At 71.7% G+C, this 21,632-nt stretch carries 17 protein-coding genes, 1 rRNA gene and 1 riboswitch; of the genes, 4 read left to right on the top strand and 14 right to left on the bottom strand.

All coding sequences use genetic code 11. The features are described 5' to 3' along the window. Positions 1-33 precede the first annotated feature (33 nt). Entirely contained in the window at positions 34-1,539 is a 1,506-nt protein-coding gene (locus tag ACIRD3_RS17780; protein WP_402217117.1) for a glutamate--cysteine ligase, read from the bottom strand. Between the two features lie 379 nt (positions 1,540-1,918). Here ACIRD3_RS17780 and ACIRD3_RS17775 point away from each other — a divergent pair, with 379 nt between their 5' ends. Next, entirely contained in the window at positions 1,919-2,491 is a 573-nt protein-coding gene (locus ACIRD3_RS17775; RefSeq protein ID WP_402217114.1) for a hypothetical protein, read from the top strand. A gap of 416 nt (positions 2,492-2,907) precedes the next feature. Next, positions 2,908-3,099, top strand: a complete 192-nt coding sequence (locus ACIRD3_RS17770) for a DUF5999 family protein (protein WP_402217112.1) — start codon at positions 2,908-2,910, stop codon at positions 3,097-3,099. Between the two features lie 171 nt (positions 3,100-3,270). Here the strand turns inward: ACIRD3_RS17770 and gcvP are convergent, their stop codons facing one another. After that, positions 3,271-6,171, bottom strand: a complete 2,901-nt coding sequence (gene gcvP, locus ACIRD3_RS17765) for an aminomethyl-transferring glycine dehydrogenase (RefSeq protein ID WP_402217110.1) — start codon at positions 6,169-6,171, stop codon at positions 3,271-3,273. A 236-nt stretch (positions 6,172-6,407) separates the two neighbouring features. Further along, positions 6,408-6,511, bottom strand: a riboswitch (glycine riboswitch). Between the two features lie 168 nt (positions 6,512-6,679). Between gcvP and ACIRD3_RS17760 the strand changes: the two genes are divergently transcribed. Together ACIRD3_RS17760 and ACIRD3_RS17755 are read left to right on the top strand one after the other, a co-directional pair. Continuing rightward, a complete protein-coding gene (locus ACIRD3_RS17760) occupies positions 6,680-7,774 on the top strand; it encodes a PRC and DUF2382 domain-containing protein (RefSeq protein WP_402217107.1) in 1,095 nt (364 codons plus the stop codon). 200 nt (positions 7,775-7,974) lie between these two features. After that, positions 7,975-9,471: an MFS transporter gene (locus tag ACIRD3_RS17755; RefSeq protein WP_402217104.1), complete on the top strand. Its 1,497-nt coding sequence runs from the start codon at positions 7,975-7,977 to the stop codon at positions 9,469-9,471. Between the two features lie 146 nt (positions 9,472-9,617). Here the strand turns inward: ACIRD3_RS17755 and ACIRD3_RS17750 are convergent, their stop codons facing one another. The 12 genes from ACIRD3_RS17750 to rrf form a co-directional block, all read right to left on the bottom strand. After that, positions 9,618-11,060, bottom strand: coding sequence for a DNA polymerase IV (locus ACIRD3_RS17750; RefSeq protein WP_402217101.1), 1,443 nt, complete (start codon positions 11,058-11,060; stop codon positions 9,618-9,620). 98 nt (positions 11,061-11,158) lie between these two features. Beyond that, positions 11,159-11,881, bottom strand: a complete 723-nt coding sequence (locus tag ACIRD3_RS17745) for a vancomycin high temperature exclusion protein (RefSeq protein WP_402217098.1) — start codon at positions 11,879-11,881, stop codon at positions 11,159-11,161. 93 nt (positions 11,882-11,974) lie between these two features. Next, on the bottom strand, positions 11,975-12,619 hold the full coding sequence (locus ACIRD3_RS17740) for a MerR family transcriptional regulator (RefSeq protein WP_402217095.1): 645 nt from the start codon (positions 12,617-12,619) through the stop codon (positions 11,975-11,977). 258 nt (positions 12,620-12,877) lie between these two features. Further along, positions 12,878-13,354, bottom strand: coding sequence for a bifunctional nuclease family protein (locus ACIRD3_RS17735; RefSeq protein WP_030062493.1), 477 nt, complete (start codon positions 13,352-13,354; stop codon positions 12,878-12,880). 97 nt (positions 13,355-13,451) lie between these two features. Continuing rightward, positions 13,452-14,147 (bottom strand): MerR family transcriptional regulator, encoded by a 696-nt coding sequence (locus ACIRD3_RS17730; RefSeq protein WP_402217704.1) that lies wholly within the window; start codon positions 14,145-14,147, stop codon positions 13,452-13,454. Between the two features lie 179 nt (positions 14,148-14,326). After that, entirely contained in the window at positions 14,327-14,869 is a 543-nt protein-coding gene (locus ACIRD3_RS17725; protein ID WP_402217092.1) for an FHA domain-containing protein, read from the bottom strand. A gap of 565 nt (positions 14,870-15,434) precedes the next feature. Further along, a complete protein-coding gene (locus ACIRD3_RS17720; RefSeq protein ID WP_402217089.1) occupies positions 15,435-16,616 on the bottom strand; it encodes a DUF881 domain-containing protein in 1,182 nt (393 codons plus the stop codon). Continuing rightward, a complete protein-coding gene (locus tag ACIRD3_RS17715; RefSeq protein WP_030062488.1) occupies positions 16,609-16,941 on the bottom strand; it encodes a small basic family protein in 333 nt (110 codons plus the stop codon). Before ACIRD3_RS17715 ends, ACIRD3_RS17720 begins: the two co-directional genes overlap by 8 nt. Beyond that, positions 16,938-18,023, bottom strand: a complete 1,086-nt coding sequence (locus tag ACIRD3_RS17710) for a DUF881 domain-containing protein (RefSeq protein ID WP_402217085.1) — start codon at positions 18,021-18,023, stop codon at positions 16,938-16,940. The genes ACIRD3_RS17715 and ACIRD3_RS17710 overlap by 4 nt, the downstream gene beginning before the upstream one ends. A 178-nt stretch (positions 18,024-18,201) precedes the next feature. Then, entirely contained in the window at positions 18,202-20,697 is a 2,496-nt protein-coding gene (locus tag ACIRD3_RS17705) for a sugar phosphate nucleotidyltransferase (protein WP_402217082.1), read from the bottom strand. A gap of 124 nt (positions 20,698-20,821) precedes the next feature. Continuing rightward, positions 20,822-21,442, bottom strand: a complete 621-nt coding sequence (pgsA, locus tag ACIRD3_RS17700) for a CDP-diacylglycerol--glycerol-3-phosphate 3-phosphatidyltransferase (RefSeq protein WP_402217079.1) — start codon at positions 21,440-21,442, stop codon at positions 20,822-20,824. Between the two features lie 98 nt (positions 21,443-21,540). Further along, positions 21,541-21,632, bottom strand: a 5S ribosomal RNA gene (rrf, locus tag ACIRD3_RS17695); the annotation flags it as partial.

The raw sequence follows: 21,632 nt of genomic DNA, 5'->3' as shown, positions 1-21,632 counted from the left end.
CGGCCCGCCGGCCGGGTGCGCGGCGTCCCGTCCCTAACCGACCGGCCAGGTGTGCACCGGCTCCCCACCGCGCATGTGCTCGGCGTAGCGCCGGGTCATCGCCGCGAGCGCGGCCGGACGGTCCATCCGGTACTGCTCGCGCAGCCGGTGGAAGGTCGCGCTCTGCCAGGACGCGCCGTTGGTGCGGCGCAGGCAGCGCTGCTCGATGATGCCCAGGTAGCGGTCCCGGTCGGCGGGCTCCACGCCCCATTCGTCGAGGCCCTGGTAGGCCATCGGCAGCAGCTCGCCCAGCACCAGGTCGACGGCGGAGATCGTCTGCAGCCCGCCGCCGCGTCCGGCGCGTCCGGGGCGCGGCCACTGGAACACCGCGTCGATGCCGTACCGGGCGCCCTGCCGGAAGTTCTCGTCCGCCCGCTCGAACGGCAGCCGGGTCCACACCGGCCGGGGCTGCTCGGCGAGCACCCGCACCAGCCCGTAGTAGAAGGCGGCGTTGGCCAGTGTGTCGGCCACCGTCGGCCCGGCCGGCAGCGCCCGGTTCTCCACCCGCAGGTGCGCCACCCCGCCCGCGACGTCGTAGATCGGCCGGTTCCAGCGGTAGATGGTGCCGTTGTGCAGCCGCATCTCGGCGAGCTTGGGCGCGCCCCCGGAGGCGAGCACCTTCAGCGGGTCCTCGTCGTCGCAGATCGGCAGCAGCGCGGGGAAGTACCGCAGGTTCTCCTCGAACAGGTCGTAGGCCGAGTCCACCCAGCGCTCGCCGAACCAGGTGATGGGGCGCACGCCCTGCGCCTTGAGCTCGGCCGAACGGGTGTCACAGGCCTGCTGGAACAGCACCGGCCGGGTCTCCCGCCACAGCTCCCGTCCGAACAGGAACGGGGAGTTCGCGCCCAGCGCGAGCTGCGGCCCGCAGAGCGCCTGGGCGGCGTTCCACACCGAGGAGAAGCGCTCCGGGGTCACCTGGAGGTGCAGCTGCAGCGAGGTCGCGGCGGCCTCGGCGACCATGGTGATGGATTCCAGCTGGAGGTGCTCGACACCTTCGATGTCGAGCGCGATCTCCTCCCCGCGCGCGGCCAGGATCTGGTCGCTGAGCAGGGAGTACCGCTGGTTGTGGCTCATCGCGTCCAGCCCGGTGTGGGCGTGTTCCAGGGTCGGCAGGATGCCCACCATGACGATCCGCGCCCCGGCCGCGGCGGCCCGCCGGTCGGCGTAGCGCAGCCCGGTGTCGATCTCCTCGCGCAGCTCCTCGAAGACGTGCCCGCACAGCCGGTGCGGCGTGATGTTGACCTCGATGTTGAACTTGCCCAGCTCGGTCTGGAAGTCGCTGGAGCCGATCTCGCTCAGCACCCGGGCGTTGTTCATGGCCGGCAGGCCCTGCTCGTCGGCCAGGTTGAGCTCGATCTCCAGGCCCATCACCGCCCGCGGCCGGTCGAAGCGCTCCTCCCGCAGCATCCGCCCGAGCGCCTCCTGACAGGCCTGGAGCTTGCGCCGGTACAGCTGCCGGTCCGCCAGATCCGCCCGAGTCGCGACGACCTTCTCGCCCACGGTCCCCTCCTCCTGAGACACCCCGTTGAGCCACCGGCCGACCGACCGTGCAAGCATCATGCCCACCTCGAAGATCGATACCCGAATGCTTGTACTGGCTTGCATTGCAAGGCATCTGACGGAAATTCAGACCATGTGCAGACTTGCTCGGCGCCACCGCCTGTGATAAACAGATCACCCTGCGCATCTGTTCGATGGAATTCGCACAGCGCTCCGGCCGGTCCGTTCCCGCCCCGAACCCCTCGTCGACGGCGACGACCGCGCCGGCACCGCGATCCTGCACAACCGGACACGGCCGGGCCCCGTCAGCGAAGACGCGCCAGCCATGCCGGTATGCCGCACTCGCACGCCGATCTCGCTTGGAGAGGCGGTCCCCGCCATGACTCTGCAGACCCCCCAGCCCCCACCGAGCGCGCTGCGCGCGGTCCTGGGCGCACTCGACTCGGAGACCGCGCTGCGTCAGCCCGCCGCCGCAGCGCTGCGCCATCCGGCCGGCCCACTGGTCCCCGCCCATCCGCTCGCGGTGCACGTCCTGGACGGCCCGCGCCCCGAACTGCCCGCCGCCCGCCGCACCGGCTGGCGCTTCCTGATCAAGGACGGCGCCGACGTCGCCGCCGCGGCCGAAGTGGTGCAGGGCGTCGAGGGGCACACCTTCTCCCACTTCACCGCGGGCCCCTACCTGGACTCGACGGTCCGGGCGCTGCGCGAGGCCTGGCAGCTCGCCCAGGCCTCCCGGATCCGCCAGCAGCCCCGGCTGCTGACCTTCCCCGGCCAGTACGCGACGGCCCTCTGGCTGCACAGCCCCGACACCGGCCCGGCCGCCGACCTGCTGATCCCGCTCGCCCCGGCCCCGCTCGGCGTCACCGCCCACCGGGCCTACCCGGCCGCCGAACTGCTCCCGCTGCTCGCCCGCGCCCCGCTGGCCCGGCCGCTGCTGCTCGGCACCTCCTGAACCACCCGCATCCGCGCGGGCCGCCGGACCACCCGCCCGGCGGCCCTCCGTCGTGCCCGCGCGCCCGGCACCGGGGCGCGCCACCCGAACGGCGACCACCTGGACGAAGCACCCGCCATGGCCCGATCGGGCCATCCCCCGCCTGGCCCACCGGTGCGCGATTTCCCCCCGGCCCCACCTGAACGGGTGATCTCTTCCCGGGAGTTGTGGCGCATGTCACGAAATCCCTGCGAGCACGTCCGCAGATGCCGACACTGGGAACCAGCGTGGAAGGACCACCTGTCCTACCCACTTGAACGCCGGTCAACACCTGGTCGGCGTGCGGACAGGATCCGACTACCGCGGCGGCCCCGGAGGGCACGACCTCCGGCGACCGCACCACGGGGAGGATCGCAGAGCGAAGCGAGGGTACGCGTATGTGCCAGCACCGTCCTGAGTGCCCGTCGGCCGAGTCCGAGGACCGCGAGGCGGCCGTCTCGGTGGCCTGCCACCCGGAGCAGGGCTGGAGCCTGCTCTGCAACGGCGTCCTGCTCTTCGAGGACACCGGAGAGCTGCTGCCCGACGGCCGGGTCATCGCCCCGCGCCGCCCCGTCGCCCACGCGGCCTGACCGCACGGCCTGACCGCACGGCCTGACCGCACGGTCCGGCCGTCCGGCGGGGGGCAGCCGCCACAGGGAGAACGAGACGGGCGAAGGGCTGGGCCCCGGCGGAACGTTCCGCCGGGGCCCAGCCCTTCGCCCGAACTACCTGACTACCCGACTACCTGACGAGCGGGTCCGTCAGACGCCGTACTCGTCCAGCGGCGGGCAGGAGCAGACGAGGTTGCGGTCGCCGTACGCCCCGTCGATCCGGCTCACCGGCGGCCAGTACTTGTCCGCCGGGTTCACGCCCGCCGGGAAGACGGCCTCCTGCCGCGAGTAGCCGTGCGCCCAGTCGCCGGCCAGCGCGGCGGCGGTGTGCGGGGCGTTGCGCAGCGGGTTGTCCTCGGCCGCCCACTCGCCCGAGCCGACCTTGTCGATCTCGGCCCGGATCGCGATCATCGTGTCGCAGAACCGGTCGATCTCGTGCAGGTCCTCGGACTCGGTCGGCTCGATCATCAGCGTGCCGGCCACCGGGAAGGACATCGTCGGCGCGTGGAAGCCGTAGTCGATCAGGCGCTTGGCGATGTCGTCCACCGTCACGCCCGTCTCCTTGGTCAGCGGACGCAGGTCGATGATGCACTCGTGCGCGACCAGCCCGCCCGGACCGGTGTAGAGCACCGGGAAGTGCGGCGCCAGGCGCTTGGCGATGTAGTTGGCGTTCAGCACCGCGACCTGGGTCGCGTGCTTGAGGCCCTCGCCGCCCATCAGCCGGACGTACGCCCAGGAGATCGGCAGGATCGCCGCCGAGCCCCACGGCGCGGCCGAGATCGGGCCGACACCGGTGGCCGGGCCGGCCTCCGCCTGCAGCGGGTGGTTCGGCAGGTACGGCGCCAGGTGGGCGCGCACCGCGACCGGGCCGACGCCCGGGCCGCCACCGCCGTGCGGGATGCAGAAGGTCTTGTGCAGGTTCAGGTGCGAGACGTCCGCACCGAACTTGCCCGGCTTGGCGAGGCCGACCAGGGCGTTCAGGTTGGCGCCGTCCACGTACACCTGGCCGCCGGCCTCGTGCACCAGGGCGCAGATCTCGGTGATCTGGGTCTCGTACACGCCGTGGGTCGACGGGTAGGTGACCATCAGCACCGACAGGCTGTCACGGTGCTGCTCGATCTTGGCCTTCAGGTCCTCGACGTCCACGTCGCCGTCGACCAGGGTCTTCACCACGACGACGCGCATGCCGGCCATCACCGCGGAGGCGGCGTTGGTGCCGTGCGCGGAGGACGGGATCAGGCAGACGTCGCGCTGGGTGTCGCCATTGGCGTGGTGGTAGGCGCGGACGGCCAGCAGGCCGGCCAGCTCGCCCTGCGAGCCCGCGTTCGGCTGGATCGACACGGCGTCGTAGCCGGTCACCTCGACGAGCTGCTGCTCCAGCTGGCGGATCAGCGTCAGGTAGCCCTGGGCCTGGTCGATCGGGGCGAAGGGGTGCAGCTGGCCGAACTCCGGCCAGGTCACGGCCTCCATCTCGGTGGTCGCGTTGAGCTTCATGGTGCAGGAGCCCAGCGGGATCATGCCGCGGTCCAGCGCGTAGTCCCGGTCCGACAGGCGGCGCAGGTAGCGCAGCATGGCGGTCTCGGAGCGGTGGCTGTGGAAGACCGGGTGGGTCAGGTACTCGTCGTCGCGCAGCAGCGCGGCGGGCAGCGCGTCGGCGGTCTCGGCGGCCTCGGCCGCCTCGACGCCGAACGCGGCCCAGACACCGGCCAGGTGCTCGCGGGTGGTGGTCTCGTCGGTGGAGATCGAGATCCGGTCCGCGCCGTCCTGGTGGACGTTGATGCCGTTGGCGCGGGCGGCGGCGGCGATCTCGGCGGCGCGGCCCGGCACCACGGCGGTGACGGTGTCGAAGAACTCGCCGTGCAGCAGTTCGACGCCACCGGCCCGCAGGCCCTCGGCGAGGGCGGCGGCGTAGCGGTGGGTGCGGCGGGCGATGTCGGCCAGGCCGTCCGGACCGTGGTACACGGCGTACATCGAGGCCATCACGGCCAGCAGCACCTGGGCGGTGCAGATGTTGCTGGTGGCCTTCTCGCGGCGGATGTGCTGCTCACGGGTCTGCAGGGCCAGGCGGTAGGCGCGGTTGCCCTCGGTGTCGACGGAGACGCCGACCAGACGGCCGGGCAGCGAGCGGGCGTACTCGGCGCGCACCGCGAGGTAGCCGGCGTGCGGGCCGCCGAAGCCCATCGGCACGCCGAAGCGCTGCGAGGTGCCGCAGGCGATGTCGGCGCCCAGCGCGCCGGGGGACTTGAGCAGGGTCAGCGCCAGCAGGTCGGCGGCGACGGCGACGATCGCGCCGAGGCCGTGCGCCTGCTCGATGACCGGGGCGAGGTCGCGGACCACACCGGTGGCGCCCGGGTACTGCAGCAGCACGCCGAAGACGCCGCGCTCGGCGATCTCGGCCGGGATGCCCTCGGACAGGTCGGCGACGACGACCTCGACGCCGGTCGGCACCGCACGGGTGTTGATCACCGCGATGGTCTGCGGGAGGGTCTCGGCGTCGACCAGGAAGACGCCGCCCTTGACCTTGGTGACGCGGCGGGCCAGCGCCATCGCCTCGGCGGCCGCGGTGCCCTCGTCGAGCAGCGAGGAGCCGGAGGTCGGCAGACCGGTCAGGTCGGAGACCAGGGTCTGGAAGTTGAGCAGCGCCTCCAGGCGGCCCTGCGAGATCTCCGGCTGGTACGGGGTGTACGCGGTGTACCAGGCCGGGTTCTCCATGACGTTGCGCAGGATCACCGGCGGGGTGAAGGTGCCGTAGTAGCCCAGGCCGATCATCGGCTGGAGCACCTGGTTGCGGCCGGCCAGCTCGCGCAGCTCGGCGAGGACCTGGGCCTCGGTCCGGCCGGCCGGCAGGTCCAGGCCGGTGATGGAGCGGATCGCCTCGGGCACGGCGGTCGCGGCGAGCTCGTCCAGCGAGCCGTAGCCGACGGACGCCAGCATCTTCTCCTGCGCGGCGGCGTCGGGGCCGATGTGGCGGTTCTCGAAGGGACTGGCCAGCTCAAGCTCGGTGAGGGTCGAGGCGCCGGTGGGGCGTCCCGCGTTCGGCTGGGCGTTCATGGTGGTCGAGGCCTCCTGGTCACGGACCGGCGGGGGTACGCACGCCGACCGGCCTTCCGCTGCGGACAGCGACTCAGCGATGGCGGGCGGACCCGACAGGCCTCCCCCTCTGTCATCGGGACCTGAGAGCTTCGCCCGCACGGCGCGCTGTGGGCGCTCCGCCGGCTTGCACCGTCGGTGAGGGTGGTGATCGCCGGCTTCCGTGCCGACACTCCTGCCCTGCTTTCCAGAGTGACCTACCCCACACGGTACGGATGCCTGAGAGATTCCGGGGAGGAGTTGCTCCTTCGGCGCTCCGACCAGCGGTTTTCGCGGTCGGAGACTCTCCCGAGCGGGCTCTGCGGTCGCCGCCCAGGGTACCAGCGGGAGGCCTTCCGATCACGGGTGCTTCCGGTCACCCCGGGTCTACGCGCGTCCCCCGGACGGCCCAGCGCGCAGCCCGTCCGGCGCACCCCGGTCGCGCACGTCCGATTCATGGCATTTGGTTGGGAACTGGCGGACAGGACGGGTGCTCCGGCCGCCGACCCTGCGGGAGTTCCGCAGGCTCAGCGCACTGGAGGAAAGAGTGCAGACCGACATCGACCCCCGCGACCTCATCGGCCACAAGGCGGTCGACCGCAACGGAGACAAGATCGGCACGGTCGACGAGGTGTACCTCGACGATGCCACCGGCCAGCCCGAGTGGGCCGCCGTCCGGACCGGCATCTTCGGCCGGGACGCCTTCGTCCCGCTCACCACGAGCGAGTTCTCCGGCGACGAGCTCCGGGTTCCGTACGACAAATCGCTGGTCAAGGAGTCCCCGGACTTCGGCGTGGGCCAGCACCTGTCCCCCGCCCAGGAGCTCCAGCTCTACCGCTACTACGGCCTCGACACCCCGGCGGACGACCCCTCGGCCGACGAGAACCACGAGCGGGCCGCACAGCCCGACCTCGACTTCGGAACCACCCCGGCCGCCGTCGCGGTCGCCGCCCCACCGCATGCCCTCCACTCCTCGGAGTCCGGCACCACCACCTCGACCACCACCAGAACCGCCATGGAGGCCAACATGCGGACCCTGACCACCCCCGTCGCCGCCGAGACCTCCCCCGCACCCAGCATGGAGGCGAAGCTGCATCCGGCACCGGTGGCGCCGTCCGCCCCGGTGCACTCCGCCGCCGCCGACTCGTCCGCGCCCAGCAGCCCGATCGAGATCACCTGCAGCGAGGAACGGCTGGAGGTCACCACGGAGTGGCACAACGTGGGCACCGCGAAGCTGCGCAAGTACGTGACGACCGAGCAGGTCGAGCGCCGCGTCCCGGTGGTCCGCGAGCGCGTCCGGGTCGAGCGGATGCCGGTCAGCGACGCCGAGCGCGCCTCCCTCACCGAGAAGGAGATCGCCGAGGCCGTCGAGGAGGTCACCCTCCGCGAGGAGCGCCCGGCGGTCCGCAAGTACCTCGCGCCCATCGAGCGCGTCCGGCTGGTCGTCGAGCGCTACACGGACGAGGAGGTGATCCGGGAGGAACTCCGCCGCGAACACGTCGAGATCCACGACGACACCGCCCCCACGTCCCCCACCCCCACCCCGGAAGCCGCCCGCCCGAGCTCCCTCCGCCCCCTCGCCTGACTCCCACCCCCCCAAGGGCCCCGACTCCCAGAGCCGTGGCCCTTCCCCATGCCCCACCCCCGCAGCCCGCCGCAAGCGCCCGCCCCGGCCCCACCGCCCCTCCCCCTTTGCCAAAGCTTAACCACTCGATATTTGACACTCTGAAGTATCTCCCTGCATGGTTACTTCAGTTCATTCACTATGTACGGGAGGAAGCAACCGTGAGTGAGGCACCCCAGCCCACCACCGCGGCCGAGAAGCAGAGCAGCGCCCGGGTCCTGCCGGCCCTCATCCTGGCGATGCTGTCGTTCAGCGTGGTGCAGACCGCGGTCGTCCCGATCCTGCCCTCGCTGGCCAAGGAACTGAGCGTCTCGGCCTCCAGCATCGCCTGGCTGATGACCGCCAACCTGCTCTCCGCCGCTGTGCTGACTCCCCTCCTGGGCCGCTTCGGCGACCTCCGGGGCCGTAAGCCGATGCTGCTGATCTCGCTGGCCGGCCTGGTCGCCGGTTCGGCGCTGGCGGTCAGCACCCACTCCTTCACCTGGCTGATCGTCGCCCGCGTCCTGCAGGGCGCCGGCGGTGGCGTCATGCCGCTGGCGATCAGCATCGTCCGCGACGAGCTGCCCAAGCAGAAGGTGACCGGCGGCGTCGCCGCCATCAGCGCCTCGATGGGCGTCGGCTCCGGCCTCGGCCTGGTCGCCACCGGTGTCCTGCTGGAGCACTGGAACTACAAGTCGATCTTCTGGATGGGCCTGGTCTTCGGCCTGATCGCGGTGGCCCTGGTCGCCTTCCGCGTCCCGTCCGACCCGGTCACCGACAAGGACGGCGGCGCCGACCCGCTCGGCGCGATCACCCTGGCCGGCTGGCTCTCCGCGCTGCTGGTCGCGGTCAGCCAGGGCAACCACTGGGGCTGGACCTCCACCAAGACCCTCGGCCTGTTCGCCGTCGCCGCCGTGGTCGCCCTGGTCTGGGGCATCATCGAGACCAAGGTCGCGCACCCCCTGGTGGACATGAAGATGATGTCCCGCCCGGCCGTGGCCTTCACCAACATGGCGGGCCTGCTCATCGGCTTCGGCATGTACGGCTCCTTCATGGTCATCAGCAACTTCGCCCAGACCCCGGAGAAGCTGACCCACTACGGCTTCACCGCCACCGTCCTGCACGCCGGCGTCATGCTGCTGCCGTCCGCGATCGGCTCGATGGTCGCCGCCCCGGTCGGCGCCCTGCTGATCGCCCGCCGCGGCCCCCGTCTGCCGCTGGTCCTCGGTGGCGTCCTCGGCGCCGTCGCGATGGCCTACCTCGCCGTGCGGCACAGCCACGAGGGCGACATCTACACCGCCTCGGCGATCTTCGGCCTCGGTGTGGGCCTCGCGTTCGCCGCGATGCCGGCCTACATCAACGGCGCCGTCCCGGTCGAGCAGAGCGGTATCGCCAACGGCATGAACTCGGTGCTGCGCACCGTCGGTGGCGCCATCGGCACCGCCGTCATGGCCGCCATCCTGACCGGCGACACCATGAAGCTGCCGCCGCAGATCCCGCTCTCGCTGCCCACCCTGGACGCGTACAAGCACGCGTTCTGGACCGCGGCCGTGGTCTGCATCATCGCCGGTGCCGTCCCGTTCCTGATCCGCACCGTCAAGCCGGCCGCCCCGTCGGCCGTCGTCGACGGCGCGGCCCGGCAGGACTCCAGCGACAAGCTGGTGAAGACCGACGCCTGACGAGGCGTCCGGCCCCCGCGCTCAGGGACAGGGCGCGGGGCCCCGGTCTCCCGTACGTCGCGAGGGCATCACGAACGTGCGGGGACCGGCACGGTGATACGGCCCCACCCGGTACTCCCCCCACCGGGTGGGGCCGTCTTCGTGTCTCAGCCCCCGTCCTGCGGCCGGTCCTCCACGCCGGCCTCCGCCCCACCACCGGCATCCCCGTCCCCGTCCCCTTCCCCTTCCTCGCGGCGGCGCAGCGGCAGCGGCGGGGCCGGTTCGAGCGCCGGGTCGTCCACCGCGAAGGTCCGCACCCGCCCGGGCCCGCTCCAGGGCGTCTCGAACCGCACGGTGACCCTCCCGACGCCACTGCCCTGCACCCACCCGGGCCCGAACTCCTCGTGCCGGACGTCCTGTCCGGGCATCCAGCGCCGCACCACCGCCTCCGGCTCCTCCTCCGCCTCCTCGGCCTCGGCCGCCGCCTCCGCGTGCTCCGCCGCCTCCTCCCGCAGGGCCTGCGCGAACAGGTCCTCCTGGGTGTAGTCGGCGAGCTGGGCGACGCCCACGCCGAGCAGCCGGACCCCGCCGGTGATGTCCACCTGCTCGGCCAGCCGACGCGCGGTCGCGGTGATCACCGCCTCGTCGTCCGTGGGGCCGCCGAGCGTCTCCGAGCGGGTCAGCGTCGAGAAGTCGAAGCGGCGGACCTTGAGGACCACCGTCCGCCCCGAGCGCCCGGCCCCCCGCAGCCGCCGCACGCACCGGGCTGCCAGCGCCTCCACCTCGCGCAGCACCCGGTCCCGGTCGGCCAGGTCGACCTCGTAGGTGTCCTCCACCGAGACGGACTTGGCGTCCTGGTCGGCCACCACCGGCCGTTCGTCCAGCCCTATCGCCATGTGGTGGATCCCGGCGCCGTGCGCCCGCCCGAGCAGCGCCACCAGCTCCGCCTCGCCCGCGTCGGCGAGATCGGCCACGGTGCTCAGTCCGGCGCGCCGCAGCACCTGTTCGGTGGCCGGCCCGATCCCGGGCAGCGCCCGGACCGGCATCGGTCCGAGCACGGCCCGCTCCTGCCCGGGTTCGATCAGTACCAGACCGTCCGGCTTGGCCTGCTCGGAGGCGATCTTCGCCATCAGCTTCGACCCGGCCGCCCCCACCGAGCCGGTCAGCCCGGTCCGCCGCTGGATGTCCGCCCGCAGGTCCTCCGCCAGGGCGAGCACCAGCCGCTCACCGGTCTCGTGGTCCGTCTCGGCCAGCACCGGGCCGTACGGGCCGGCCTCCAGGTCCACGAAGGCCTCGTCCAGGCTCAATGGCTGCACCAGCGGCGACAGCTCCCGCAGCAGGCCCATCACGATCTCGCTGACCTGCCGGTAGGCCTCGAAACGTCCGGACAGGAAGGCCGCGTTGGGGCAGAGCCGCCGCGCCTGTGCCATCGGCATCGCCGAATGCACCCCGAACTTCCGCGCCTCGTACGAGGCCGTGGAGACCACCCCGCGCCCGCCGAGCCCTCCGACGATCACCGGCTTGCCGCGCAGGCTCGGCTTGGCCGCCTGCTCCACCGCCGCGAAGAAGGCGTCCATGTCGAGGTGGATGATGCTCGGCAGTGATCGCACCCGCCGATCATCGCGCACGGGTCCGACAGTGCGTACGAACCCGGCCGGGCGCCCGCCGGCTGGCGAGCGCGGCGGGTGACGACCACCGGCCCCCGCCGCTACTTCTTCGCCGCCTCCGCCAGCGCCTTCGGGATGCCGTCCTCCTTGGGCCCGAGGAACACCGGGTCCGGCCGCAGCAAGGCGTTGACCGCCGCCTTGCCCGCCCCGGCGACCTCGCGCAGCCCGCCGTACAGCCAGGTCTCGTCGTGCAGCTCCGGCACCCCGACGGCGTACGACCGGATGCCCGCCGCCTCGCACAGCGCCAGCGCCCGCCGGACGTGGAAGTCCTGGCTGACCAGCACCGCCCGGTCCACCCCGAAGACCCGGTGCGCCCGGGTGCAGGAGTCCCAGGTGTCGAAGCCCGCGTAGTCCCGGACGACCCGCTCCGCCGGCACCCCGTGCTCGGTCAGGTACGTGTACATCGCGTCGGGCTCGTCGTACTCGACCCGCCCGTTGTCCCCGGTCACCAGGATCGCCCGCACCTTGCCCTCCCGGTACAGGTCCACCGCGGCGACCAACCGGTGCTCCAGGTACGGCGAGGGCTTGCCCTGGTCCAGCCCGGCGCCGAAGACCATCGCGACCGGCGCCGAGGGCGCGCTCTCCACGGTGCCCACCCGGTCCCCCGCCGAGAGCCACAGCCAGGCACTCGGCACCAGCGCCAGCGAGCAGAGCAGCGTCCCGGCCTGGAACACCCTGCGCTGCGTCCGGCGCTGCCGCAGCCGCGCCCGCGCCTGTCCGGCCCTGCGCCGCAACAACCCCGCCGTCCCCGTGCCGACCCCCATGTGCCCCTCCCTCGATCGTCCGCCAGGCAACACGACGAGGCCGCGGGTCCGAACGGTTCCCCGTCCGGGCCCGCGGCCTCGTCGAACGCCTGCTCAGACCGCCCGGTTGCGCCGCTGGGCGAGCTCGTCGGCCGGGTCCTGCCCGACCAGGGTCTCGCCGGTGTCCGTGCGCTCCGCGTGCAGCCGCCCGAGGGTGAGCTCCAGCTCCTGCCAGACCGCTCCCACCGCGATGCCGAAGACTCCCTGACCGCCCTTCAGCAGATCCACCACCTGCTGCGGCGTGGTGCACTCGTACACCGTCGCGCCGTCGCACATCAGCGTCATCCCGGCCAGGTCCGCCTGCTCGGCGGCCTGCAGATGGGCGACGGCCACCCGGATGTTCTGCAGCGAGACGCCCGCGTCGAGCAGCCGCTTCACGATCTTGAGCAGCAGGACGTCGCGGAAGCTGTAGAGCCGCTGGCTGGTCGCCGGGTACGCCGTCCGGACGCTGGGCTCCAGCAGCCCGGTGCGGGCCCAGTAGTCCAGCTGGCGGTAGGTGATACCCGCGGCGGCGCAGGCCGTCGGGCCGCGGAAGCCGATCAGTTCGGAGGTCGGGGCCAGCCGCTCGATGGCCGGCTGCCCCGGCTGCACGGCCGGGAACCGGGTCATCCGGGGCAGGTCCGCGACAGGGCGAGCGGTGCGCGGCACGTGCACGGCGCACAGGCCTCCCACAACCGCGTCATCGCCGGTGCTGCTCATGCCTGCCTCCGTCCACTTGTGCTGCGGGCAACCCGACTGCGGGCATCGGCCACCCGGACAGCCACTCCTGACGGTAGGCAGTCCCCTATGACCCGTCAACGATCGCCACGCCGGGCCGGACAAGCCACATCACTCAGGAGAGTGGTTTTTCGTGCCCCTAGTGTGGGTAGACGGACGGTTTTTGGCAAAACGGCGAGCCGCAGGGTCAACGGGCCCGTGAACGACTCCCTCGGACGGGACCTCGACCGCCCGTCCGCGCTACTGCGGGCCGCCGCCCCCGAAGTCCTCGGGCGAGACCTGGTCCAGGAACTCCCGGAACTTCTCGACCTCGTCCTCCTGCTCGTCCGGGATCGCGATGCCCGCCTCGGCGAGCACCTCCTCGCTCCCGTAGATCGGCGTGCCGGTCCGCAGCGCCAGCGCTATCGCGTCGGACGGCCGGGCACTGACCTCGACCCCGCCGGCGAACACCAGCTCGGCGTAGAACACGCCCTCCCGCAGATCGGTGATCCGCACCTCGGTGAGCTGCTGGCCGAGCGCCTCCAGGACGTCCTTGAACAGGTCGTGCGTCAGCGGGCGCACCGGAGTCATGCCCTGCTGGGCGAAGGCGATCGCGGTCGCCTCGCCGGGGCCGATCCAGATCGGCAGGTAGCGATCTCCCCCGACCTCCCGCAGCAGCACGATCGGCTGGTTGGAAGGCATCTCCACTCGGACACCCACGACGTCGAGCTCATTCACACAGGCAACCCTATGGCTCCGGTCCCGGATATGAAAGCGCAGAGCCGACGCCGCTGGTCAGCGCCGTGCACCCACCGTCCGGAGGCCGCCCCGGCGGCTACCCGCGGGTTCGCAGACCGGCCTGGACCATGGCCGCGTGCAGCCGTACGGACAGCGTCGCGAGCTCCCGCGCGGTCGCCTCGGCATGCGCCCTGGTCTGCGGGTTCCGGTGCCGGCGCAGCGGCGCCACGACCTGTTCGACCAGCGCGACCTCGCGGTCCGCCGCCGCCTTCATGGCCCTCAGGTGCCGCGGCTCCAGACCGTACCGGCCGAGCTCGGCGACCAGCCGGGCCACCTGCAGCGCCTCCCCGTCGTACCCGCCGTCCGGGCCCGGCGCGACCAGCCCGTACGACTCCCACTCGGCGAGCTCCCGCTCCCCGGCCTCGGCGGCCGCCAGCAGTTCGGCGCGCCCCAGCCGGACCCCGGACGGGACGTCCCCGGCGGCCACCAGCTCGCGGTCCGCCTCCTCCATCGGCCCGGGCCGGGCGTCGGCGGCGGGGGGCAGCGCGGGAGGGCTCTCACCGCGCTCGATGGCGTCCAGGTGCTCGCGGATCACCCGCAGCGGCAGGTAGTGGTCCCGCTGCATCCGCAGGACGTAGGCCAGCCGGTCGACGTCGGCCGGGCTGAACTTGCGGTACCCCGAGGGCGTGCGCTGCGGCTCGACCAGCCCCTCCGCCTCCAGGAAGCGGATCTTCGAGATGGTCACCTCGGGGAAGTCGTCACGCAGGAAGGCCAGGACCGCGCCGATGCTCAGCAGTTCGTCGCCGCCGCGCCGCCGCCCGGCGGGCCGCTCCGTGCGGCCCGGCTGCCTGGGGCCCGCGACCACCCCGCGCCCGCCGCGGTCCGCCTGCGGACCGGACGACGCTGGGGTGGCCGCCCCGAGAGAAGAGGAAGGGGTATTCGTATTCACTCGGGCTCCCGCCGACGTTGGTTTCAGTACCCCCGGTTGTGGCCGGCGAAGAACACCAGCCGGTACTTCCCGATCTGGACCTCGTCGCCGTTGTTCAGCGCGACCTCGTCGATCCGCTCCCGGTTCACGTAGGTGCCGTTGAGGCTGCCCACGTCGGCGACGCTGAAGCCGGCCGGGGTGCGGCGGAACTCCACGTGGCGGCGCGAGACCGTGACGTCGTCCAGGAAGATGTCACCCTGCGGGTGACGCCCCGCCGTGGTGACGTCGGAGTCGAGCAGGAAGCGGCTGCCCGAGTTGGGGCCGCGCTGCACGATCAGCAGGGCCGAGCCCGGCGGGAGCGCGTCGATCGCCGACAGCACCTCGGCCGACAGGGCCGGCGTGGCACCAGTGCCGGTCGTGGTGTTGGGGTCGTACGACTCCAGGCCGGAGATGGAGATGGTCGACGTGGTCTCCGCCGCCCCCTCCGGGAGCAGACCGCCGCGCAGCGCCGTACCGCAGTTGGAACAGAACCGGGCCGCGGCCGGGTTCTGGTTGCCGCACCTGGGGCACGGAGAGGGGCCAGCCATGTTCACAGCCTCCTGGCGCGGCACACCCGACGGGTTGTGCCCGGCGTACGGGTCCGGGGCAAACCCTCCACCAGAGGTTGAGGGTGCTGACGGGAAACCTATGCGCGGGTCGCCGGAGGGGTCAACCGACGCGCCGTAGCCCGCCGGATTCCCCGCGTACTGGGCGCCACCGTCCCGGAACATCTGCTGGCCGGCGTACGGCGCGGCCTCGGGGGCGGGTCGCATGCCCGGCACGGCGGGCTCGTCCTCCGGCCGGCGGTGCCGCGCGGTCGGCGCCTCGACGACGGCCGCGTCACGGTCCTTGTTACGACCGAACAACTTCGAGAAGAAACTCACGGGCGAATCCCCTTGCGTGTGACAGACCCGCCCGCGGGGCAGGGTGAGAACCTCGGACAGGCCGCGAGCCCGGTTGCGGCTCGGGCCCGCTGGAGTGGTACTCCGACAGTTGGTGCTGCTGCGGTTGTTGCTCCGGAGCGTACTGGTGCGAACCAGTCTCGCCCACGTGACGGCGGCGGCCCGCAGCGGGTTCCGCCGGCCCGTGACGGGCCGTTCGTCGGGCGCCCCGTCACTTCGAGGCCGGCTTGGCGTACTGCGGCGTCTTCAGATCCACGAGGGCGTCGACGACCACCTTCTGCTGCTGGCTGATCGTCGCCCGCGCCTGGTGGCTCTCCAGCGTGCGGACGACACCACCCGGGATGTTCAGCGCGGGCGTCAGGTCCTGCGGGTTCCCCACGACGGTGAACCGATAGGGCTGCGAGGCCTTCTTCCCGTCGATCTGCACCCCGCCGCCCGACAGGTCGGTGAAGTAGGTGTTGACCACCACGCGCACATCGTTGATCTGAATCGCCTCCGCCCCCGCCGCTCGAAGTTCCTGCAGGGTGTCCAGCAGCATATCTGCCTTCACCTGCCCTTGGGGATCATCGACCGTGAGTACGATGCCCGGACCAGTGGCTTTGACGGTACCCGCGAGAACACCGAGTTCCGTCACCTTCTTCCTGGTCTGCTCCTGGGCCTCCTTGGCCTGGTTGGAGCTGTTCTCCAGCTTCGCCAGGGACTGCTCCAGCTCCGCCTTCTCCTGCTGGAGACGCTGCTGACGGCTGTCCAGTTCGTCGAGGATCCGGACCAGGTCCTCCTGGCGGGCCCCGCGCAACTGGCTGTGGTGGTCGTTGGTCGACCGCACCTGGATCGCCAGCCCGAGTCCGAGCGAGAACAGCAACAGCGCCACCACGAGCTGACCGCGCGACAGCCGCGGCGGCCACAGCGCGGCCTTGAGGCGGCGCCGTCCGGCGCCCCGGTCCATGGCGGCCGGCGGCTCCACGGTCTCCTCTGCCGGAGGCTCGGGCGCGGGCTCGGGCTCGACCTTCGCGGCGGGCTCCGGGACGGGCTCCGCGTCCACGGTCGGCGTGCGCGCCGGCTCGGGCTCGGGCTCGGGCTCGGGCCGGACGGCCTTCACCAGCCGGAGCGTCGGTTCCGGCGTCGAGTCGGCCTCAAGCTCAGCCTTGGCGTCGGACTTCTCCTCCGCCGCGTCCCGGTCCGCCTCGGCCCCGGTCGCCGGGACGCCCGCTGCGGCTTCCTCGGCGGCTTCGTCGGCCTCCGAGGCCACGTCCGGCTCGGGTGCCCCGGCCACCGCCTCGGCAGCCTCCTGGGCCGCCTCCTCAGCAGCCTTCCCGGCGGCCTCACCGATCGGCTTCTCGGCGGTCCGCTCCTGCTGCTCCTCCACCGCCTCCTCGCGGCCCGACTCAGGCACGGAAGACATGGCGCCGGATCGCTGCCGCGTTGGAGAAGATGCGGATGCCGAGGACGACGACCACACCCGTGGACAGCTGCGAGCCCACGCCCAGCTGGTCACCGAGGAAGACGATCAGTGCCGCGACCACCACGTTCGACAGGAACGAGACGATGAACACCTTGTCGTTGAAGATGCCGTCGAGCATCGCCCGGACACCACCGAAGACCGCGTCCAGCGCCGCGACCACCGCGATCGGCAGGTAGGGCACGACGGCGTCCGGCACCTCGGGTTGGACGAAGAGGCCGACGACCACCCCGATCACAAGACCCAGTACGGCAATCACGGTCTGGCTGCTCCTGTCGAGGTCTTGGCGGATCCGGTCGACGGACGCCGCTTGGGGGTCGCACCACCGCTGGTCGCGGATGGTGAAGCGCTTGGTGTGGCCGGCTGTGGGACGGACGCGCTCGGGCTCTCCGAGGTTCCGGGGCCCGCCGGGGGCGATCCGCTCGGCGTGGTCGAGGCCGAGGCGGTCGCCGTCGGCGAGGGCTCGGGCGTGGCCGGTTGCGCGGTCCGCAGCGTGACGCCCACCGCCGCCGGCAGGGTCAGGCTCTTCTGCGTGGAGAGCGTCGACTTGATGCCGTACTTCTCCTGGAGCAGCCGCAGGTACTGGCCGGCCATGTCGTTCTCGAAGGCGGTGAGGAGCTTCGGTCCGTCCCCGATCGCCTGGATGTTGTACGGCGGCACCAGCGGTCGGTTGTCCACCAGCACCGCCTCGCCGGCGGCTCGGATCGCGGAGAGCGCGGTCAGCCGCTGGCCGTTGATCGCCACGGCCTCGGCCCCCGACCCCCACAGACCGTTCACCACGAGTTGCAGGTCGCGGTCCCGCAGCCGGCCGCTGTTGGAGAAGCCCTGCCCCGCCCGCGGGTCGACGTTGCCCCCCAGGCCCGTCCCCGCGGCGTCCTCCAGGACCAGCTTCACGCCGGGCCCGGTGACCTCCCCCAGGCCCACCGTCCCGGTCAGGCCTCCGGCGTCGCCGTCCCCCGAGGCGAGCGCCTGCTGCTGCGTGCTGTCGACCTTGCGCCGCAGTTCCTGCACCTGCTTCTGCAGGCGGTCGGCCGACGTGTTGCTGTCGTTGATCCGCTGGATCAACGCGTCCCGCTCCTTGGCCAGCGTCGGCTCGGCCTTGTGCGCGTTCACCGCGCCCACCGTCACCACCGCTCCGACCAGTGCCAGCCCGGCACCGAGCGTGAGCAGGCCCCGGAGCGTGCCGGGTATCCGGCTGTCGCGGGCGCCACCGCGTGCCTCGGCCGCCTCGGCGTAACCCTCGTCGAGGCTGTGGTCCATCACATTGGTCAGCAGGGACATCGAGGCGTCCGGGCGGTTGTACCGCCCGTTCGGGGCACTCGGTGTCGGCGTCGCTGGCATGGAGACCATCGTCCCATGGCCGCGAGGGGGCCCGTGCACGGCCCCTGAGCTGCACACACGCTGCACACATGACGGAAGCGACGGACCATCCCTAATGAGGTGAAAACAGACAGAGGGGCGCACGAAGCATGCCGTGCGCCCCTCTGATCAGGGACGTTCCGCCCTCAGGCTCCCGTCGTCACCGCCCGGCGCCCTCGACCACCGCCGCCCACTCGTCCAGCAGCGCCTCGGTGGCCTCGTCGTCCGGGCCCTCCGCCCACAGATGGGTGACCGCCTCCGCCGGGTCCGGCAGCACCAGCGTCCACCGCCCGTCCGCCTCGACCACCCGGACACCGTCGGTGGTGTCCAGCCGACGGCTGCCGGCCGCCTCCACCACCGAGCGCATGACCATGCCCTTGGCCGCCCACGGCGTCGCGATGTCCCGGCGCCGGATGTGCGCCTGCGGGATCCGCGCGTCGATCTGGCTCAGCGTGAGCTGGGTCCGCGCCACCAGACCGACCAGCCGGACGAAGGCCGCGGCCCCGTCCAGCACCCCGCTGAACTCGGGCACCACGAAGCCGCCGCGCCCGTCCCCGCCGAACACCGTGCCCTCGGCGGAGGCCGCCTTCGCGAGGTCGTCCGGCGTCGTCGTGGTCCAGATGACCTGGGTGCCGTGGTACGCGGCGACCTGCTCGGCGATCCGGGTCGTGGTCACCGGCAGCGCCACCTGCCCGCTGCGCCGCTCGGCCGCCACCAGGTCCAGCAGGACCAGCAGCGCCCGGTCGTCGTCGATCACCCGGCCGAGCTCGTCCACGAACGCCACACGCTCGCCGACCGGGTCGAACCGGACCCCGAAGGCCGCCCGGGAGGAGGCCACCAGCTCGCCGAGTCTGGCCAGCCCGGCCCGCCGGGTCTCCGCGTCCTCGGTCGGCCGCGCCTCGTCGAGCCCGCTGGAGACGGTGAGCGCCTCCACGCCGAGCCGGCCGAGGATGCTCGGCAGGACGAGCCCCGCGCTGCCGTGCGCGGTGTCCACGACCACCTTCAGCCCGGCCTCCCGGACCCCGGTGGTGTCGACGGTCCGCAGCAGGTTGCCCGCGTAGGAGTCGAAGACGCTGGACGGGAAGGTCAGGTCCCCGATCTCGCCGGGGAAGGCCCGCCGGTACTCCTGGCGCGCGTAGACGCGGTCGAGCTTGCGCTGTCCGGCCTGCGAGAGGTCCGCACCGCGCTCGTCGAAGAACAGGATGTCCAGCGAGTCGGGCACCCCCGGCGTGGTCCGCAGGAAGATCCCGCCCGCGCTCCCCCGCGCCGTGTGCTGCCGGGCCACCGGCATCGGCACGTTCTCCAGGTCGCGGACGTCAATGGCGGAGGTCTGCAGCCCCGAGATCATCGCCCGTTTGAGCGCACGCGCACCACGCGAGTGGTCACGCGCGATGGTGACGGTGGCGCCCTTCTTCAGCGTCGTCGCGTAGGCGCCGGCCAGCCGGACGGCGAGCTCCGGGGTGATCTCCACGTTCAGGATCCCGGACACGCCTCGCAGACCGAAGAGGTGCTCCTGGCCGCGCGACTCCCAGATCACCGAGGTGTTGACGACGGCGCCGGCCTCGATGGTCTTGAACGGGTACACACGGACGTTCGCCCCGATGATCGACTCCTCGCCGACCAGGCACTCGTCCCCGATCACCGCGCCGTCCTCGATCCGCGCGGCCCGCATCACATCGGTGTTCTTGCCGACCACGCAGCCCCGCAGATTGCTCTGCGGCCCGACGTACACGTTGTCGTGCACCACCGCCTTGTGCAGGAACGCGCCGCGCTTGACGACCACGTTGCTGCCCAGCACGGTGTGCTCGCGGATCTCGACGCCGGCCTCGACCTTGGCGTAGTCCCCGATGTAAAGCGGCCCGCGGAGCACCGCCTCGGGGTCCACCTCGGCCCCCTCCGCGACCCAGACGCCGGGCGAGATCTCGAACCCGTCCAGCTCGACCTCGACCTTGCCCTCCAGGACGTCCGCCTGGGCCTTGCCGTAGCTCTCGTGGGTGCCCACGTCCTCCCAGTAGCCCTCGGCGACGTACCCGTAGACCCGCTTGCCCTCCTTCAACAGCTGCGGGAAGACGTCACTCGACCAGTCGACGGACTCACCCGCCGCGACGTAGTCGAAGACCTCGGGTTCCATCACGTAGATACCGGTGTTCACCGTGTCGGAGAAGACCTGCCCCCAGGTCGGCTTCTCCAGGAAGCGTTCGACCCTGCCCTCCTCGTCGGTGATCGTGATCCCGAACTCCAGGGGATTGGGCACCCTCGTGAGACACACGGTGACCAGGGCGTTCTTGCTGCGGTGAAAGTCGATCAATTCGGAGAGGTTGAAGTCTGTCAGCGCGTCACCGGAGATCACCAGAAAGGAGTCGTCCTTGAGCGCGTCCTCGGCGTTCTTGACACTCCCCGCAGTGCCGAGAGGCGTCTCCTCGTGGGCATAGGTCAGATGCATGCCCAGCTCTTCGCCGTCACCGAAGTAGTTCTTGACCAGTGACGCCAAGAACTGGACCGTGACGACGGTGTCGGAGAGGCCGTGCCGCTTCAGCAGCCGAAGCACGTGCTCCATGATCGGCCTATTGGCGACCGGAAGCAGGGGCTTCGGCATGCTGGAGGTCATCGGGCGGAGTCGAGTGCCCTCGCCCCCTGCCATTACAACGGCTTTCATTACGGGTGCGTCCTCCTTCGCGGTGGTGGACCAGCAGGTCCATCAAACCGTTCCAGAGGGTTCTCTACCCGGAAGGTATCGTCCGACGCACCGATGGAGCGTGGGGCTTCTCTCAGATCGCGTCTCAGACTGCGGACGCCGAGCCCGCGGCACTCCCCTTGACGATCTGCCGCACCTGAACCGCGTAGAGGATGGCGGCCCACCAGTAGAGCACGGTCCCCCACCAGATGAAGGCCCAGCTCACCACCTCGGCCGGCCGCGCGATCCAGCTGTCCACGCTGCCGAGCAGCAGAAGCGGAAACGCGTACATCAGATTGAAGGTCGCGGCCTTCCCCAGGAAACTCACCTGCAGCGGCCCGTAACCGTGCTTGTTCAAAATGGGCAGCAGCGCGGCGATAAACAGCTCCCGGGCCAGCAGAATCGCCGTCAGCCACCACGGCAGAATCTCACGCCAGGTCAATCCGACCAGCGTGGACAGGACATACAGCCGGTCGGCCAGCGGATCCAGCAGCTGCCCCACCCGACTGATCTGCCCCCACCGCCTGGCCAGCTTTCCGTCCAGGTAGTCACTGACACCACTCAGCGCCAGGATCAGCAGCGCCCAGCCGTCATTGTTGGGCCCGTCGAACACCGGCCACAGAATGAGCCAGAGAAACAGCGGAACACCGACCAGCCGGCCCATGCTCAGCATGTTGGGGATGGTGAGGACGCGATCGGTCTGGACCCGCGTCTCCTGGACCTCCACCCGGGGGCCTCCTGTACCGTGTGAGGACAATGCACGTTGACCTTACAACAGAGAAGCCCCCGTCCGGTTCACCCGGCGGGGGCTTCTCTCGAAGAATTGTTCGGCGGCGTCCTACTCTCCCACAGGGTCCCCCCTGCAGTACCATCGGCGCTGTGAGGCTTAGCTTCCGGGTTCGGAATGTAACCGGGCG

It is taken from the genome of Kitasatospora sp. NPDC093550 (genome assembly GCF_044764985.1).
Taxonomy (GTDB): domain Bacteria; phylum Actinomycetota; class Actinomycetes; order Streptomycetales; family Streptomycetaceae; genus Kitasatospora.
Note: the sequence above shows the minus strand (reverse complement) of the source record. Positions and strands in the feature narration are given on the sequence as shown.

Excerpts from the sequence above, each read along its gene's own strand:
- ACIRD3_RS17775 (WP_402217114.1), top strand. The coding sequence starts at position 1,919 with ATGACTCTGCAGACCCCCCAGCCCCCACCGAGCGCGCTGCGCGCGGTC.
- ACIRD3_RS17770 (WP_402217112.1), top strand. The coding sequence starts at position 2,908 with ATGTGCCAGCACCGTCCTGAGTGCCCGTCGGCCGAGTCCGAGGACCGC.
- gcvP (WP_402217110.1), bottom strand. The coding sequence starts at position 6,171 with ATGAACGCCCAGCCGAACGCGGGACGCCCCACCGGCGCCTCGACCCTC.
- ACIRD3_RS17745 (WP_402217098.1), bottom strand. The coding sequence starts at position 11,881 with ATGGGGGTCGGCACGGGGACGGCGGGGTTGTTGCGGCGCAGGGCCGGA.
- ACIRD3_RS17740 (WP_402217095.1), bottom strand. The coding sequence starts at position 12,619 with ATGAGCAGCACCGGCGATGACGCGGTTGTGGGAGGCCTGTGCGCCGTG.
- ACIRD3_RS17725 (WP_402217092.1), bottom strand. The coding sequence starts at position 14,869 with ATGGCTGGCCCCTCTCCGTGCCCCAGGTGCGGCAACCAGAACCCGGCC.
- ACIRD3_RS17710 (WP_402217085.1), bottom strand. The coding sequence starts at position 18,023 with ATGCCAGCGACGCCGACACCGAGTGCCCCGAACGGGCGGTACAACCGC.
- ACIRD3_RS17705 (WP_402217082.1), bottom strand. The coding sequence starts at position 20,697 with ATGAAAGCCGTTGTAATGGCAGGGGGCGAGGGCACTCGACTCCGCCCG.